The sequence below is a fragment of the Nostoc sp. genome (assembly GCF_036917675.1).
Lineage (GTDB): Bacteria > Cyanobacteriota > Cyanobacteriia > Cyanobacteriales > Nostocaceae > Nostoc.
This window is the reverse complement of sequence record NZ_JBALCT010000032.1, coordinates 26,934-43,040: the sequence shown is the minus strand read 5'-3', so window position 1 is coordinate 43,040 and position 16,107 is coordinate 26,934. Positions and strand designations below refer to the sequence as shown.

Annotated in this window: 15 protein-coding genes and 1 pseudogene; 11 read left to right on the top strand and 5 right to left on the bottom strand. The window is 42.2% G+C overall.

Annotated elements, in window-relative coordinates; translation table 11 throughout:
• Nucleotides 1–560: 560 nt before the first annotated feature.
• Entirely contained in the window at nucleotides 561–1,685 is a 1,125-nt protein-coding gene (locus tag V7K31_RS11095) for a metallophosphoesterase family protein (RefSeq protein WP_335094367.1), read from the top strand.
• Between the two features lie 205 nt (nucleotides 1,686–1,890).
• On the opposite strand, the gene V7K31_RS11090 is transcribed toward V7K31_RS11095, so the two are convergent.
• The gene (locus V7K31_RS11090) at nucleotides 1,891–2,322 is read right to left on the bottom strand and encodes a nucleoside deaminase (protein ID WP_335094365.1); all 432 of its coding nucleotides are present in this window, start codon (nucleotides 2,320–2,322) and stop codon (nucleotides 1,891–1,893) included.
• A gap of 15 nt (nucleotides 2,323–2,337) precedes the next feature.
• Between V7K31_RS11090 and V7K31_RS11085 the strand changes: the two are divergent.
• The 7 genes and pseudogenes from V7K31_RS11085 to V7K31_RS11055 all read left to right on the top strand — a co-directional run bounded on the left by V7K31_RS11085 (nucleotide 2,338) and on the right by V7K31_RS11055 (nucleotide 9,515).
• Nucleotides 2,338–4,418, top strand: a pseudogene (locus V7K31_RS11085) (DUF3375 family protein).
• Between the two features lie 11 nt (nucleotides 4,419–4,429).
• Nucleotides 4,430–5,008 carry a DUF4194 domain-containing protein gene (locus V7K31_RS11080; RefSeq protein WP_335094364.1) on the top strand — a complete coding sequence of 193 codons (579 nt, stop codon included), beginning with the start codon at nucleotides 4,430–4,432 and terminating at the stop codon, nucleotides 5,006–5,008.
• A 103-nt stretch (nucleotides 5,009–5,111) separates the two neighbouring features.
• The gene (locus tag V7K31_RS11075; protein ID WP_335094363.1) at nucleotides 5,112–5,786 is read left to right on the top strand and encodes an ATP-binding protein; all 675 of its coding nucleotides are present in this window, start codon (nucleotides 5,112–5,114) and stop codon (nucleotides 5,784–5,786) included.
• 8 nt (nucleotides 5,787–5,794) lie between these two features.
• Complete coding sequence (locus V7K31_RS11070; RefSeq protein ID WP_335094362.1) at nucleotides 5,795–6,703, top strand: hypothetical protein; 909 nt, start codon at nucleotides 5,795–5,797, stop codon at nucleotides 6,701–6,703.
• 3 nt (nucleotides 6,704–6,706) lie between these two features.
• Nucleotides 6,707–7,729, top strand: a complete 1,023-nt coding sequence (locus tag V7K31_RS11065) for a hypothetical protein (protein WP_335094361.1) — start codon at nucleotides 6,707–6,709, stop codon at nucleotides 7,727–7,729.
• Between the two features lie 51 nt (nucleotides 7,730–7,780).
• Nucleotides 7,781–8,338, top strand: coding sequence for an SbcC/MukB-like Walker B domain-containing protein (locus V7K31_RS11060; protein ID WP_335094359.1), 558 nt, complete (start codon nucleotides 7,781–7,783; stop codon nucleotides 8,336–8,338).
• Between the two features lie 7 nt (nucleotides 8,339–8,345).
• A complete protein-coding gene (locus V7K31_RS11055) occupies nucleotides 8,346–9,515 on the top strand; it encodes a Wadjet anti-phage system protein JetD domain-containing protein (RefSeq protein ID WP_335094358.1) in 1,170 nt (389 codons plus the stop codon).
• A gap of 242 nt (nucleotides 9,516–9,757) precedes the next feature.
• Here V7K31_RS11055 and V7K31_RS11050 read toward each other — a convergent pair whose 3' ends face one another.
• From V7K31_RS11050 to petP, 4 genes are all read right to left on the bottom strand, one after another.
• Nucleotides 9,758–10,045, bottom strand: a complete 288-nt coding sequence (locus tag V7K31_RS11050) for a hypothetical protein (RefSeq protein WP_335094357.1) — start codon at nucleotides 10,043–10,045, stop codon at nucleotides 9,758–9,760.
• 374 nt (nucleotides 10,046–10,419) lie between these two features.
• Nucleotides 10,420–11,487: a chlorophyll synthase ChlG gene (gene chlG / locus V7K31_RS11045; RefSeq protein ID WP_334831862.1), complete on the bottom strand. Its 1,068-nt coding sequence runs from the start codon at nucleotides 11,485–11,487 to the stop codon at nucleotides 10,420–10,422.
• Nucleotides 11,488–11,613: 126 nt separating this feature from the next.
• A complete protein-coding gene (locus V7K31_RS11040) occupies nucleotides 11,614–12,714 on the bottom strand; it encodes a Get3/ArsA fold putative tail anchor-mediating ATPase NosAFP (RefSeq protein ID WP_335094356.1) in 1,101 nt (366 codons plus the stop codon).
• A gap of 119 nt (nucleotides 12,715–12,833) precedes the next feature.
• On the bottom strand, nucleotides 12,834–13,022 hold the full coding sequence (gene petP, locus V7K31_RS11035; RefSeq protein WP_335094355.1) for a cytochrome b6f subunit PetP: 189 nt from the start codon (nucleotides 13,020–13,022) through the stop codon (nucleotides 12,834–12,836).
• A gap of 243 nt (nucleotides 13,023–13,265) precedes the next feature.
• On the opposite strand from petP, the gene V7K31_RS11030 reads away from it, so the two are divergent.
• The 3 genes from V7K31_RS11030 (at nucleotide 13,266) to V7K31_RS11020 (ending at nucleotide 15,890) form a co-directional block, all read left to right on the top strand.
• The gene (locus V7K31_RS11030; RefSeq protein WP_335094388.1) at nucleotides 13,266–14,036 is read left to right on the top strand and encodes a Uma2 family endonuclease; all 771 of its coding nucleotides are present in this window, start codon (nucleotides 13,266–13,268) and stop codon (nucleotides 14,034–14,036) included.
• A gap of 18 nt (nucleotides 14,037–14,054) precedes the next feature.
• On the top strand, nucleotides 14,055–14,810 hold the full coding sequence (locus V7K31_RS11025) for a Uma2 family endonuclease (protein WP_335094353.1): 756 nt from the start codon (nucleotides 14,055–14,057) through the stop codon (nucleotides 14,808–14,810).
• Nucleotides 14,811–15,035: 225 nt separating this feature from the next.
• The gene (locus tag V7K31_RS11020; protein WP_335094352.1) at nucleotides 15,036–15,890 is read left to right on the top strand and encodes an ABC transporter permease; all 855 of its coding nucleotides are present in this window, start codon (nucleotides 15,036–15,038) and stop codon (nucleotides 15,888–15,890) included.
• Nucleotides 15,891–16,107: the final 217 nt, after the last annotated feature.

Here is a 16,107-nt window from a genome sequence, read left to right as displayed (position 1 = left end):
TATGCATAATAACATATTTCGTACCCTGCGGGTTTGCCTTTAGCGTTATCGGAGAATAGCTGCTACGCGTCTATAGATACAACGCCCACTATGTATATTCCACAATTGTACATAATTAAAATTGTTCAAGTTATTTTTAGATGATGCCTTAGCTCGACTTTATCCATTTCTTGGCAACGCTCAAGCTGTCGCTGAAAGCTTTATGAGACGGTAGTTTTACTTTTTCCATATCACTGATAATCAGTGATATGGAAAAAGTTTTTGCCAAAAAGCTAGGGTTTTGCCGTATCAAGAGAACCAAGTTCTTAATTTTGGATAAAGTCGAGCTTAGAGAATCAGGACTTACGTAAAAAAGTTCTGAAGTAGCGGTAATTCATGAATTCCCGCTACGAGAAATCAGGTTTTTGAGACAAGCTCAGTTGTGGTCTAAATACCTGAAAATTGCTGTAATGTATACAAATATTAAGTAAGCACACTCCTGAGCAGGGAGAGAGAGTAAGGGTTATACTTTTGGGAAAAGGCTATATTTTAACCCCTGCTTTTAACATTTTCATAAATCAATGGCTCTCAATTTTCGCTTCGCGGTAGTCAGCGACTTACACCTGGCACTTCCCCACACAATCTGGGATCATCCCAGCCGGTTTCATCTAGTAGAAGTCAGTATCTCGGCATTTAAAAGTGTACTAGAACATTTAACACAACTAGATTTAGATTTCTTGTTGTTGCCAGGAGATTTAACCCAGCACGGCGAACCAGAGAACCACGCTTGGTTGCAACAATGTTTAGCCCAGCTACCTTTTCCCGTCTATGTTATTCCTGGTAATCATGACGTTCCTGTGCTGTTGGCTGATCAGCAATCAATTGCTTTTAGGGATTTTCCCTACTATTACACGAAGTTTGGCTATGACGATCCACAGCAGATTTACTACATTCGTCAGTTATTACCTGGAGTTAAGCTGATTGGACTGAATTCTAACTCTTTTAATGACCAGGGTGAGCAAGTGGGGTGTTTGGATACCAAACAGCTACGGTGGTTAGAAGAGGTGCTGGCGGCATCTGGTGATGAATTAGTTCTGGTGATGGTGCATCACAATGTGGTGGAGCATTTGCCCAATCAATCGAGCCATCCACTGGCAAATCGCTATATGTTGTCCAATTCAGCAGAACTTTTGCAGTTGCTGAGGCGCTACGGAGTCAAGCTTGTGTTTACCGGGCATTTGCACATTCAGGATATTGCTTACTCAGATGGAGTATATGATATTACCACTGGTTCTTTAGTTAGTTATCCTCACCCTTATCGGGTGCTAGAGTTTCATCGGGATAATCAAGGTAAAGAATGGTTGCAAATTTTATCTCATCGGGTAGAGTCAGTGCCGGAGTTTCCCAATTTGCAACAGTCATCACGGCAGTGGATGGGCGATCGCTCTTTCCCCTTCCTAATCAAGCTACTAACTCAATCTCCATTAAACTTACCATTATCACAGGCAAAAGAATTAGCTCCTAGTTTACGAGACTTCTGGTCAACTATTGCCGATGGGGATGCAGTGTTAGATTACCCTGACTTTCCCCTAGAAGTGCGGCGTTACATTCAGACTTATGGTGCATTGGCGCAGCCTAACCCAGGCATTGCTACTAGTGGAACTCTTAACCTGATTGATAATAACAGCACACTTTTGCTGGCTTAGGAGTGATCAGTAGCCTCTTTCCATCAGCCCCCGTAATATCACACTTACCGGACTTTGTTTGACAAATCGTTCAAACATTGTACCCAGCATTTACCTGTTATTGTGTGTTGCTTTGAGATTGCGATCGCTCCTGCCATAATTCTCCGATCAAAAGTCACCTTAACAGCGCTACTCCAAACTCCTGTACAGAGGCGATTAATCGCGTCTAATTACCAATATCTTCATTCCAAAGTTCCGGGTTAGTTTCAATAAACTCACTCATCATTTGTTCGCATTCGTCAAGATTAAGATCAATTACTTCTACACCGTGAGATACCATAAATTCTTTAGCACCAGGAAAAGTTTTGGATTCTCCAGCGATGACTTTTTTGATCCCAAATTGTACCACTGCCCCAGCGCAGAGATAACACGGCATTAAGGTTGAATAGAGTGTTGTACCTTTGTAGGTGCCAACTCTCCCAGCATTGCGGAGACAATCAATTTCGGCATGAGTGACAGGATCGCCATCTTGCACACGTTTATTGTGTCCTCTGCCGATAATTTTGCCATCCTTGACGAGAACCGAACCAATGGGAATTCCACCTTCTTGTCTACCTTGTTTTGCTTCTTGAATTGCAGCTTCCATAAACTCATTCATATTAATTCTCCTTTTATGACAAAACAACTAGTATTAATGGATCACGATGGTCGTGTAGATGATTATCTAGCAACTATGCTGCTGTTGACAATGGATCATATTGAACTCCTGGTGTTGTGGTGACTCCAGCAGATTGCTATATCCAACCGGCTGTTAGCGCCACACGTAAAATTATCGATTTGATGGGATTTTCTCATATCCCGGTTGCAGAAAGTACTGTGCGTGGTATCAATCCATTTCCTACTCTCTATCGCCGTGATTCGTTTATCATTGACCATCTCCCCATTCTCAATCAAAGCGAAACCATCACTACGCCTCTAGTTGCCGAAACAGGTCAAGATTTCATCATCCAGGTGTTACGTGACGTATCAAGCCCCGTAACGTTGATGGTAACTGGGCCGTTGACTACGGTAGCACTGGCTTTGGACAAAGCACCGGAAATTGAAGCGAAGATTCACAAAATTGTTTGGATGGGGGGTGCATTGAATGTTGGTGGTAATGTGGAAAAAAGTTTAGAAGCAGGACAAGATGGTTCCGCCGAATGGAATGTTTATTGGGACGCGGTTTCAGCAGCGCGGGTGTGGGAAACCCAAATTGAAATTATTATGTGTCCTTTGGATTTAACTAACAATGTCCCTGCTATGGAATATGAAAAAATTAAGTATGAATTAAAAAACTCTCCCACCCTGAAGCTTTTACGAACCCACAACGATAACGTTGCTCTAATTCTGAGTTTTTTTTACAAACAGTTTAAGGTAACTCAGCGCATTTCTATTACTCAAGAAGAGTTAGAAACTAAACTGGGTAACTATCTGGAGTTTCTGCAAGACGTTTATCCAGATTTTGATCCTCGATCGCCTAAACAATATCTCAGCCAATGGTGTGATGACCAGCTTTTGAGGAAAACGTTTAACAGTAGTGATGATCCAGTATTTACACTAACTCCGGCTGCTGAGAAAGCGATCGCGTGGTTAGAAGACCTGAAGCAGCGAGAAGAGTTTGTGGGAACTGAATCTCGCTTCAAGCAGATTTTCTCACTCTTAAAGGAAATTCGCGATCGCAGTACTACGGACATCGAGACACGAATTACTCAACTGGAACAAGATCGCGATCGCATTCAGCAAGAGATTGACCAGATTCGTCAGACAGGAGTGGTTGATCCCTATAACCCGACACAACTGCAACAACGTTTTCGTCTGGCAAACCAAGTCACCACCCAGTTAATCGCAGATTTTAGTGCAGTTGAGCAAAAATTTCGCAATTTAACTCGTACCGTACAAGAAGCTCAACTTCAGCAAGATACTCGCAAAGGAACAGTAATCAGTCGAGTGCTGGATGCAGATCAGGAATTGAAAGATTCTGAGCAAGGGCGCAGTTTCTATGCATTCTGGAATTTCCTCATGTCAACCAGCAACCGACAGGAACTAAAATCTCTGATTCAAAAGATTTATACTCTCGAAGAATTGCAGCCATTAACTCAGGAGTATGGGCTACTGCGTCGGATTGAGCGCATTTTGATTGATAGAGGAGAATACATAGTGCAATCCAATCATCGACTGGCAGAAAAACTACGTCAGATGTTGGATGAACGCAATCTTATGGAAAATCGACGTGTAGCTGAACTGATTACCGAAGTGCAACGCCTTGCCTTACAAGTTGCAACTCTTGCGCCACCAGAGCCAGACTTTTGGGTATTAGAAGGTGAACCAACCGTAAATCTGGTGATGGCACGTCCTTTGCATCCACTGGAGGAGTCAGAAATGCCGACATTCTTAATGGATTTTAGTGATTTAGCAGAAGTGATGCTGGATGAGGAAATTACTGCACTTTATCAGCAGTTTTATGTGGATGAGGAGACGTTGGTACAACGCATTGAACGAACACTCGAACAGCGAACAGAAATATTGCTGACAGAACTGCTCCAACTCTATCCAGTCACGCAGGGATTACCAGAGATTGTTGCGTATCTAGCGATCGCCACTCAATCCGATCGTCATTCCATTAATACCAGTACAATTGAATTGATCATAATTACCAGCCTGGAGCCAGAAAAGCAACTCCATCTGACCTTACCACAAGTTATCTTTCACCGCTGACTGCCCAAACAATGCAACCCCAACCGCCTCTACCCTATGCACACGTTATTCTCAAACTTTTGCGGGGAGCTATTTACAGTGATGATTCACATTGGGAGCGATTGCAAAGTTATTTAACTCCAATTAAAGAATATTTTGGCAAGATTGGTCTGCAAGTCCAACATTACGAAACTGAAGGATTTGCCTACCTGGAACAACCCGATCCTGACCCGGAAGACCAGACTGAACCCCTTCCCCGTCTAACCGCCCGCCATAAGTTGAGCTTTAATGTCACCATTTTATGCGTATTGCTGCGTGAGCAACTGCGACAGTTCGATGCTAGCGACGCTACAGGGAGATTGGTTCTTAGTATAGAAAAAATCCGAGATTTGTTGCAACCTTACCTACAGGAAGGGAATAATGAGGAAAGATTTCGGCGCGAGGTGGATGGACTGGTGAAGCAGGCGATGGAATTAGGATTCCTAAAATGCCTGTCTGGACAAGATGACAATTACGAAGTGCGTCCCATCCTCAAAGCCAAAGTTGATGCTGATACCCTCGAACTCCTGAAACAAAAGTTAGCGACTTATGCAAATCGTCCTGCCGATTGAACAAATGGGTGATTTAAATGACAAAGCGCTGGCAGGCTTTTGCCTCCAACGGTTTGAAGTGCTGAATTGGGGAACCTTTGACCAACGCCCTTGAGTACTGGATTTGCAGGGAAATATTGCTTTGCTGACTGGAGCAAACGGCTCAGGAAAATCCACGCTGGTGGATGGATTGCTGACATTACTTGTTGCAAATCAACGCCGCAATTATAACCAAGCTTCCAGCATGAGTGGCAAAAAAGAGCGGGATGAAAAAAGCTATGTTCGGGGAGCTTACGGTCGTACTCGTGCGGAAGAATCCTATGGCTCAAAACCCAAATTACTACGAGACAAAGGAAAGCTTTCGGTGTTACTTGCCTATTTTAGCGATCGCCTGAGCAAACAAGATGTGACGCTGGCACAGGTGCTATGGATGGAAGATGGCTCGGTGCGAAAGTTCTTTGTTGTTGCGGATGCCGAGTTAACAATCGCCTCCCATTTCACCCAATTTACTCTGATTGCAGACTTAAAGAAACAACTAAAAATGCTCGGCGCAGAAACGTTTGAGAAATTTGTGGACTATAGTCAGCAGTTTCGCAAACGCTTTGGTCTGGAATCTGAAAAAGCATTAGATTTATTCAATCAAACAGTCAGTATTAAAGAGATTGGTGGATTGAATGATTTTGTTCGCAATCATATGTTAGAGAAAGCGGATGTGCAAACAAAAATCCGTGAGTTGCAAGAAAGTTATGATAACTTAACTATTTCTTATACCGCAATTCAGAATGCACGAAAACAGTAGAGGCACTTTTGCCACTAACGGCAGAAGCAGAAAAATATACAAAGCTGAAAAAGGAAGTTGCAAAATATCAGGAATCTAAAGACGTTGCTCCTGCCTTCTTTGCTAGTAAGAAATTTGATTTGTTAACTCAAGAACTGCAAAAAATTGAACAAGATTTAACTCAGTTGCGATATCAACGAACCGAAAGCGATCGCCGCTTATCAGAACTGCGCGATCAAGAGAAACAGTTATACTCCGCCATTGATAAAGATAGTGATGGGCAACGCTTACAGGAACTAACGCGGGAAATCAAGCAATGCCAGAATGAGGTTAAGACCAAACGCCGTCAGGCAGAGGACTACGATCGCCTCGCCCAACTCCTGAACCTTACTCAGTACACTGATAGCATCACTTTCTTGGCTAATAGAACCCAAGGAGAGGAACTTAAGCGCAAAATTGATACAGCGTTACAAAAATTAGAAGCACAACGAGATCAACAAATTTTGCTTGGCAGTGATTTGCAAAAACAGCAGGCTAAACTCAACGAAGAGCTAGAATCACTTCGCAGTCGCAAGAGCCAGATTCCTAAAAGGAATCTAGATATCCGCGATCGCCTTGCCCGTGACTTAAACTTAAATGATACCGATCTGCCATTTGTCGGAGAACTCTTGCAAATCCGCAAAGAAGCACAGGAATGGGAAGGTGCGATTGAGCGACTACTCGGAGGGTTTGGTTTATCTGTTCTTGTTCCAGAAGCACACTATCAAGCAGTCAATGCCTATGTAAATCAGACCGATTTGAAGGGACGTTTAGTTTACTATCGCGTTACTGCTTCAACTCCCAATCCAACACAACGCGGCCTCGAACCCCGTCAGGTTCCCCACAAGTTAGAAATCAAGGAAGATAATGGCAGATTCTCTCATTGGTTACGCGATTAGTTAGTGCGCCAGTTCAATTATGTTTGTTGCGATCAAGAACAGTTTCAGCATGAAATACGCGCCATTACTCGCACTGGGCTGATGAAACATGGCAAAGAACGCCACGAGAAAGACGACCGATTTCGGATTAGCGATCGCAGCCAGTACATTCTGGGTTGGAATAATGCCAGCAAAATCAACGCGCTAGAAACTGAATTGAGTCAGGTTAATAAACAACTTACTCAGATTGAGAAAGAAATTCAATCGCTAGATAGTCAGCTTAAAAAGCGCCGTCAGCAAACATCCTCGCTGGAAAATTTCATGAGATTTACCGACTTCAGCGAAATTGATTGGCGATCGGTTGAACTTGATTGCCAGAACCTACAAAAACAAAAGCAGCAGCTAGAAGCCAGTTCCGACTATCTTAAGCAGTTAAAAGCGCAACTTCAGTCAACCCAGGAAGAAATAGCCCAAGTCGAACAACGGCGCGAAGCCTTGATTCGAGAAATTCAGACTTTTGAAAATCAGCAACGTCAAGCCAAAAATGAGCAAAACAAATGTCAAATTAAACTTCAATCTGTTGCTGCTTCAGACATTGATGAATTTGCGACGCGTATGGCGGTAAAACTTAGGCAGTACACGATGACACTCGAAGCGATCGCTCAAGATGAGTCAGACTTGCAAAAAGACCTTGAGCAAGAACTTCGCAAAAGAGAGCGACAACAGGATGACTCCCGTAGCGCCTTAACTATACGAATGCTCAACTTTAAGAATGCGTTTCCTGAAATAACAGTAGAACTGGCAACAACGCTTGATTTTTTAGGCGAATATCTTAAGCTAAAGACTCAAATTGAGCATGATGATTTACCTCGTCACGAAGAACGGTTTAAGCGTTTGATGACTGGGAAAGTTATTGAAGCAATTGTAGGATTTAAGGGGCAATTGGAGAAACAAGAAGAAGAAATACAGGAAAATATTGATGAGCTAAATAAATCTTTACGACAAGTTGATTATACAGATTCTACTTACATTGAGTTGTGTTATTAACCAAGCCGTAATCGGGAAATTCGAGATTTTAAGCAAGATTTAAACATTTGCTTGGGTGATGTTGCTCACCAAACTGCTGAAGACAACGAGCAACGTTTTCACAATATTCAAACTTGTCTCATTGAAAGGTTCCAATCACAGGAGCAGCGTTGGACAAACTTAGTAACAGATGTCCGAAATTGGCTAGATTTTTCAGTGATTGAACGGTATCGTTCAGACAATATCGAAAAAGAACATCACACCGACTCATCTGGTAAATCTGGTGGGCAGAAAGTTAAATTAGCATACACTATTTTGGCATCAGCGATCGCTTATCAGTTTGGCTTAAATCAAGACATTGCAAAAAATAAATCTTTCCGTTTTGTTGTCATTGATGAAGCATTTAGTAAATCAGATGATAAAAATGCTCGTTATGCGATGGAATTATTTAAGAACTTAAATTTACAGTTATTAGTAGTTACTCCTCTAGACAAAATTCATGTAGTTGAACGTTATATCTCTAGTTTCCATTTCATATATAACAATTCCGAGAGTAGCTATTCTAGTATTGTTTCGGGGACTAATATACAAGAAGTTCGAGAAAAGGTAAAAAGACCATTGACAACCTGAAATAGTTATGATTACTCCTTCTGAAATCATCCATAAAGCTGAACGACTTTATCCCTTCTTTCTAAGTTCTGTTATTAGAGGAGATAAATTTTTTCCCTACGACAAGTTCCCAATTGGTTCTCGCCCTAAAGGTTATCTCGCTTTACGAGAAGTTGTTAATGAGTTAATCAGCAAGTCCAAACAAAGTTTAGGCTATGGCTACACACTGGAATTGGAGACTCGTAATCTTCATAAGCTTGGACAGCAGTCTTCGCCTCGATGCATTAGTGTAGACACAGAACAAGACTACTTAAAACTGCTAAAAAAAGAGAAAGAATTCTTAAAATTTAAGACAGATATAGAATTAATTCGTTCAGAAGTTCCTGAACTGAATTGCTGGCTTGATCAAAACCCTATAAAAGTGATTGAATATAGCGATCGCTGGAGTGATTTACTAAAGGTTTGTCGATACTTTCAATCTAATCCCAAACCTCATCTTTATATTCGAGAATTGCCTATTCAGATTCACACTAAATTTATCGAACAGAATAAAGGTATACTCGGCAATCTTTTAGAAGCTATCCTACCTACTGAACTGCTTTCGTCAGTAGAAAGGGAGAAAGAATATACTTTTGAAAAGCGATTTTCTCTCAGGTATCGTGAGCCTCTCATCCGATTAAGAATTTTAGATCAAGCATTAATAGCTAAGTATGACTTTCCGCTTTCTGACATAAGTACCCCTGTTTCAGAGTTTAGACAGCTTAATTTTAAGGCGCATCGCATCTTGATTGCTGAAAACTTGATGAATTTTCTAACCCTACCTGCTCTAGAAAACAGCTTTGCGCTATTTGGTAGTGGATATGCTATTCAAATATTAAAATCTGTAACCTGGTTGGCATATTGTCCTATCTTCTACTGGGGTGATTTGGATATAGATGGATTTAAGATCCTCTCTCAACTCCGCTCTTATTTTCCTCAAACTATTTCCATAATGATGGATGTAAAAACGTTTGAAACTTTCAAAGAATTTGCTGTTACTGTTGCAGAATCAACTGCCGAAAACTTACTTTATCTGACTCCTCAAGAACAAGCTTTATATTCCTATTTATCTATTCACAATAAACGCTTAGAGCAAGAACGCATTAGTCAAGATTATGCCTATCGATACATACAGAGTTCGTGCGTTAGTGAGACTTAGACAAAAAACACCCAGAAAAGAGCCTCAAATCTATATACAGAAAGACTTTGACATCGTTTTGCTTAGTTTGTTGATATATCTGGGTTTGGGCCATTTTTGAGTATTTGGTGTATTACCCTTACCCTGTAAGGGTTTTAGGCTTGTTTATCCCTCAAAAATGTTTAAGTCCCGTTAGTACTTCTCCAAGGCAACTTCATGAATAGTGAAGTAAATGGGTATGTAATTCATCCACTCCCCACTCCCTAATACAAATAAGGATTCGTCTTCGGTTGATAATCAGAACAATTGATCGCTTCTTCTGTGTTGGCAATAGATGGGCGTACAGTACATTTAAGACGGTAATTGTCGGTAAAAAATTGGCAACCAGTACAGGGGATTTGATGCATTTGCTTGGCTGTAGTTAAACTATCTCGCGCCGCCGCCCAAAGACTCAAAACAACGAGAATAATTACAGTCCAAGCAACGACGAAGCAAATCGGGATTAAGAAAGGTTGAATTGCATGAATCAGGAAAGATAGCAGTTTAAACACGGTATGTCTTAATACAAATTAGGAGTTAGAAGTATCCAGGACTTAGAGGATGTTTTAAAAGTCCTCTGGTCGGTAGCAAAACGTTTTATATCCCCCTAAATCCACGCCACTTGCTCCACTTGGGGAGACCCCAAGACCGCAGTGGCCCCCCGATAAATTGGGGGACTTTTAGAGACTTTGCCCACCTTTTTAAGGGGGGTTGGGGGGATCAATAAGTGCCTAAAATTACAGCCAACCACTTTTAAAATATCCTCTTACGCAAAAAAGTTCAGAAGTAGCGGTAATTCATGAATTACCGCTACGACAAATCAGGTTTTTGAGAGAATTTTGCGTAAGTCCTAGTATTTTAACTCCTAATTCCTAAGAAGTATTAGTTAAACGCCAGCATGACCAAGCGCTAAACCTGTTACCAGCATTCCCAGAACAAGGAACGGTTGGGCGCTGGCTTGGTACTTAACATCATTCTTCACGGGGTCGCGCAGGAAATACATATCTTGCAAGGTGATTTGGGGGATGATTAACAGTACTAGTATTGCTGCATACAAATTCTCATGGATGCTGACGAGATAAGCTGCAATCAATCCTTGAAAGACATCAATTGTCACTACACAAATCCAAGCCGCAGTGGTGATGCCAAACATTACGGGTAGTGACTGTAATCCTAGCTGACGATCGCCTTCCACACTCTTAAAATCATTGACAATGGCAATACCCAATCCAGCCAAGCTGTAGAACATTGTCAAAATCACAATTGTGGAATTGAGATCACCAAACAAAGCGTGTCCTGTAGACCAAGGTAGGGTGATATAGCTTGCACCCAAGGCGTAACTACCTAACCAGCCATTTTGCTTGAGTTTCAGGGGAGGTGCAGAATAAATGTAGGCGATAAAAGAACCGATGATTGCGATCGCTGTAATTGTCGGAAATTCATGACCCGACCACACATCTAGCACAAATGCTAAACTAATCCCAGCAATCAGTAATACCCAAATCTGAATAATTACCTGGGGTAGGGAAATTGCCCCAGAGGGGATGGGGCGATAGGGTTCATTGATCGCATCGATTTCGCGATCGTAGTAATCATTGAGGATTTGGGTGTAACCTGTCATCAATGGCCCAGCCAGTAACATACAGGTTGCTACCTTCAACACATTTTCCAGTGTCCAAGTATAGTTACCAGAAGAAGCCGCACCACAGACTACGCCCCAAATTAGGGGAATCCAGGTAATCGGCTTCATTAGCTGCAAACGAATTTTCCAAATTGAAGTTTCCCCAGCAGCTGCACCTTTCATCCCCAAAAGTTGCCTAGTTTTCGCACTGCGATCGGCAGATGCGATGCCTGCGGCGGGCGGAGCGATAGCTTGCTCGTTGGGATTATTTACCACTGAGTCTAGCGCCTCAGATAGGTTGGGGTCTGGGGTAATGGGAGTTGATTCTGACATAAGGTTTACTGATTAATAAGGCATTGGGAATTGGGCATTGGGCATTGGGAATTGGGCATTGGGCATTGGTGATTAAGTTTCTTCCCTATTCTCTATTCCCTATTCCCCACTCCCCATTCCCATAACTTAAAACGAAATTATCAAATAATTATTCTGAAACTTTGCTCCAGCAACGGGTCTGCCACTCAAAGCCGGGGGTAAGGGAATATTGCGTCGCTGATCTCCTGCTTCTACCGTGACTTCTGGCCCATATTGGGTGAGCTTGACTTGCTTTTTGTCAAATCCTGGCAAGAATAAGCGTACTTGACGATTGTGGATGTCTATCTCAATTGGTTTGGGAGCCTGTAACGCTTGTGCTTCAAAGTTGGGTAGGGCGTCTATCAGTGGTTGCCACTCACCTGTGGGCGAGTCGGGAACGACGCTCACAGGTAGGGGGATAAATTCCTCTGAAAGGTTGACATTGGTCTGAGTAGACACAAGCAGAACACCACCGACAGTTAAACCGATTTGTTGAGCGCTACCCCACAAATAACGAGCATTTGCTACCTCAATGGGATCTCCTGTGGTCACTAAAAAAGCAGCGAGACGCTTGGGATCAGCAAGAGCGGCTCTCCCCTTTTCTAAGAAATTATTGACTTGGTTAGTCGGCCCTGCAAAGTTATCTGCTGTCCAGTTGACATTGAAAAAGCTGCTAATCAGTGGTTGAATCAAGGGCGATTCCGTAATCGTCTTCCCCAAGTCGGAGTTGACAAACAATTGCCGAAATCGCCGAACATACCAACTGAGAGATTCTGGCAAACCCAACATTCGCAACGTTAAAGAGTCACCCGTGCCATCGTAGACGATCGCATCATATTTGCCACTGGCATCATATTCGCGGATAGCATTCAGGGCTAGGGCGGTGTCCATGCCTGGTAATACTACCAGTTCTTGACCAAAAACGTCTTTGAAAATGGGTGTGCGGAGATATTGCGCCTCAAGTTTCTTCGCTTGGTCCCAGTTCCGTTCTAGTAGTACAGATGCTTGAAACTGGACTGCTTGCAGATTGGGAGCGATTTCCTGGGGATCGGCAGCAATGGGAGTACCCAGCAGAATTGCCAACGTTGGTTCTGCTTGTCCAGCTAGAAGTACGCGCTTGCCTTGACTTGCCAATAATTTGGCGGCGGCGATCGCAATTTTGGTACGAGCGGTGGCGCCTTTGCCCAAAAATGTCAATATTAGAGCCATGACTTGATTCCTATTTTCACCGCCGAGCTTTTCAACTCCAACTTAACATTCAACAAAGACTCTGGGACTGTGCTTTCAACTTCAGATGCCAAGAAAAACCTGATCTGAGTTCTTTACTACTACACAGGTTTGATTTCATCTTCAAAAAACCAACTGGAAGAATTGTCGTCAAACAACACCACTACACCGATCCCAGCATCAATGACTTTGTAGCCTTGGATGATACCCACTTGTCCGAGTTTTTTCACAATTGGGGGAGAAACGCGATCGCGCAAACGAAAGACTTTAACCTTTTGTCCGATTTCCATGCCTGATTACAATGCAATAAACCTTCGTCTCAGTGTAGCGGAATCCGTGACTCAGGTCTCACAAATTAGGGGAGTGGGGAGTGGGGAAGGTGGGGTCCTCTCTGGGGATAAGGGGTAATGGGGACTGGGGACTGGGGACTGGGAAATAAATTTTTTCCAATCCCTAATAACAAATGACAAATGACAAATAACAAATGACAAAAAGCTTAAAATTAAATCAACAATCAAACAGGTACAACCATGATGTTTGTTACAGCGCAACAGCTAGAACAGCAGATGCCCGATGCAACTCGGTTGTTAAGTGATGAGCCGGAGATGGAAACTTCATTGCACTATATGCAGCTACTGCTGCTGGTAACCTCCCTTGAGTGGCTGTGGCGTGACCGTAATGATTTCTTTATAGGTGCGAATCTAACAATTTATTTTAGCCGTCAGCAGTTGCGAAATCGAGATTTTCGAGGGCCAGACTTTTTTTTGGTCAAAGACACCGAAAAGCGATCGCGCAGTTCCTGGGTAGTCTGGGAAGAAGATGGTCGTTATCCAGATTTGATTATTGAATTACTTTCTGAAAGTACGGCTGATATTGACCGGAATTTGAAGAAAAATCTTTATGAAAATCGATTTCACACACCAGAATATTTTTGGTTTTCGCCGGAGAATTTGGAATTTGCGGGTTTTGAATTGGTAGGCAACAAGTATCAGGAAATTACACCGAATGCGCGGGGATGGCGTTGGAGCGATGTGCTTAGGCTCTATTTAGGCGTAGAAGGAGGTAAATTACGCTACTTTACACCCGATGGTGATTTAGTTCCAACACCAGAGGAAGCTGCAATAGCAGCGCAACAGGTGGCATCAGAAGCCCAGCGACAAGCATCAGAGGCACAGCAACAGGCATCAGAAGCGCAGCAACAGGCATCAGAGGCAGAATTGCAGTTGGAACAAGAACGGCTGCGATCGCATCTATTGGCAGAACATTTGCGATCGTTAGGAATTAATCCAGATAGCTTGAGTTAAGCAATAAAGGTAGTAGTCATGTATCAAACAGATCCACCGCGATCGCCACAAGAAACCATGCCGACGATGTATGATTTACCCAGTGAATTAATAGGGGAATCAGGTTTGCCAGATGAATTTCATTGTATTCAGGCGGATTTGCTCGGTGAGACTTGTCAACCTCTGACTTATCCATCTGAGGAAATTTTACTTGCTAGTGATTTAAATCTTTACTACGACCCCCGCCATACTTCGTGGTACAAACGTCCTGATTGGTATATGGTTTTAGGAGTACCTAGCACTAGCCAACAGCAAGACTTACGCTTAAGTTACGTTATTTGGCAAGAAGGGATTGATCAATTTTTAGTAGTTGAATTACTTTCACCAGGTACAGAACAAGAAGACTTAGGAAAAACACTGCCGGAAGTAAACCGACCCCCAACAAAGTGGGAAATATATGAACGCATTTTGCGGGTTACTTACTACGTTATTTATGATCGCTATGAAAATCATTTGCGTGCTTTTCAACTCATAGGCACTCGCTACGAGGCAATATCTTTATCAGAGAACCGCTTCTGGCTGGAAGAGTTAAAACTAGGATTGGGTCTTTGGCAAGGTTATTATCAGCAGACAACAGGTTTGTGGTTGCGTTGGTATAATGCAGGGGGTTGGGTGCCGACGCGAAAAGAACAAGCAGAACAAGAGCGCCAACGGGCTGAACAAGAACATCAACGGGCAGAGCGATTGGCAGAGTATTTGCGATCGCAGGGAATTGATCCAGATAGCCTGAGTTAAGCAAAAACTCGCATCCTTAAAAAAAAGCGGCGTTGCAGATAAAGTTTATATTTGTACTAAAAATACACTTAGTAATAGCCGATTTATTGTATAATCGCCAAGACAATTTAAGTACTATTTTTTAGTTATGATGTATTCTTTAAAGAACACAAGGGTACTTTTATGGCTATAAAGCTTTATAGAGAAAAATTTGGTGTGTAAGTAGTGAACTAGGAAGCAATAATTGTGACAAAAAATCCAAAAATTGTACGTAAATTAGTGAATGTAAGGCGTATTCTGCCGATAAGTGAACGGTTTTGGGCAAAGTTTGACTTGCTGAGAACTTTGGTTAGGCGGGATTTAGAAGCGCGGTATAAGGGTTCTGTTTTAGGCAATTTGTGGCCTTTGCTAAATCAGCTATCACAATTACTGATTTACACTTATGTGTTTTCGATTGTGTTAAAAGTGAAGTTGAGCATCAAAGCCTTACCAGAAAATAACTTCACCTTTGGTTTGTGGCTATTTGCGGGATTAGTGCCTTGGATTGCTTTTAGTGGTGGTTTGAATCAGGCTGCTAGTTCTGTAATCGTACAGCCAAATTTAGTCAAGAAAGTGGTGTTTCCTCTAGGATTGTTACCACTAGTGCCAATTTTATCAACTTTTATTGAAAGTTCCTTTGGTTTAATAGCATTGATTTTTTTTGTGGCGATCAGTTCTCAGACTCTACACACTACCTTGGCATTATTGCCGTTGGTGTGGATACCACAATTATTGATGACAGCAGGATTAGGTTATTTAACGGCTGGTGTGACAGTATTTTTGCGAGATATACCCCAGACATTGATAGTAATTTTGAATATTTGGATGTATTTGACACCGATTATTTATCCAGCCTCAGCAATTCCAGAGGAATGGCGGGGATGGGTATTTTGGTTAAATCCGATGACAGCGATCGTAGAAGTTTATCGTGACATAGTTTTAGTAGGAGAGGTGAAGCATTGGGGTGAGTTGGGAGTTGCTTCACTAATTGCGCTAACGTTTTTTTGCGGTGGATTATGGTGTTATCGACGCCTGCGTCCGGCTTTTGCAGATGTATTGTGACTTAATCGGAAAAGATTAAGCACACGGCAAGTTGTAATTTACTTTATTGGTTGTCAGGATTATCCTTGAATAAGAAGGAAAATTTGAATAACAAGAAAAATTTAATACGTAAAATTATGTATCTTTTTGGTATAACTTGCTTGCTAGTTTTAATTAGTTGAGATTATGCTGAGTAGCACGCAATACCTGCTCCTGGTTTTATCTTTGTAAGTTTAAG

What these genes read in the sequence shown, in the direction of transcription:
- V7K31_RS11095 (WP_335094367.1), top strand. Translation starts at nt 561, where the DNA reads ATGGCTCTCAATTTTCGCTTCGCGGTAGTCAGCGACTTACACCTGGCA.
- V7K31_RS11090 (WP_335094365.1), bottom strand. Translation starts at nt 2,322, where the DNA reads ATGAATGAGTTTATGGAAGCTGCAATTCAAGAAGCAAAACAAGGTAGA.
- V7K31_RS11080 (WP_335094364.1), top strand. Translation starts at nt 4,430, where the DNA reads ATGCAACCCCAACCGCCTCTACCCTATGCACACGTTATTCTCAAACTT.
- V7K31_RS11055 (WP_335094358.1), top strand. Translation starts at nt 8,346, where the DNA reads ATGATTACTCCTTCTGAAATCATCCATAAAGCTGAACGACTTTATCCC.
- chlG (WP_334831862.1), bottom strand. Translation starts at nt 11,487, where the DNA reads ATGTCAGAATCAACTCCCATTACCCCAGACCCCAACCTATCTGAGGCG.
- V7K31_RS11040 (WP_335094356.1), bottom strand. Translation starts at nt 12,714, where the DNA reads ATGGCTCTAATATTGACATTTTTGGGCAAAGGCGCCACCGCTCGTACC.
- petP (WP_335094355.1), bottom strand. Translation starts at nt 13,022, where the DNA reads ATGGAAATCGGACAAAAGGTTAAAGTCTTTCGTTTGCGCGATCGCGTT.
- V7K31_RS11030 (WP_335094388.1), top strand. Translation starts at nt 13,266, where the DNA reads ATGTTTGTTACAGCGCAACAGCTAGAACAGCAGATGCCCGATGCAACT.
- V7K31_RS11025 (WP_335094353.1), top strand. Translation starts at nt 14,055, where the DNA reads ATGTATCAAACAGATCCACCGCGATCGCCACAAGAAACCATGCCGACG.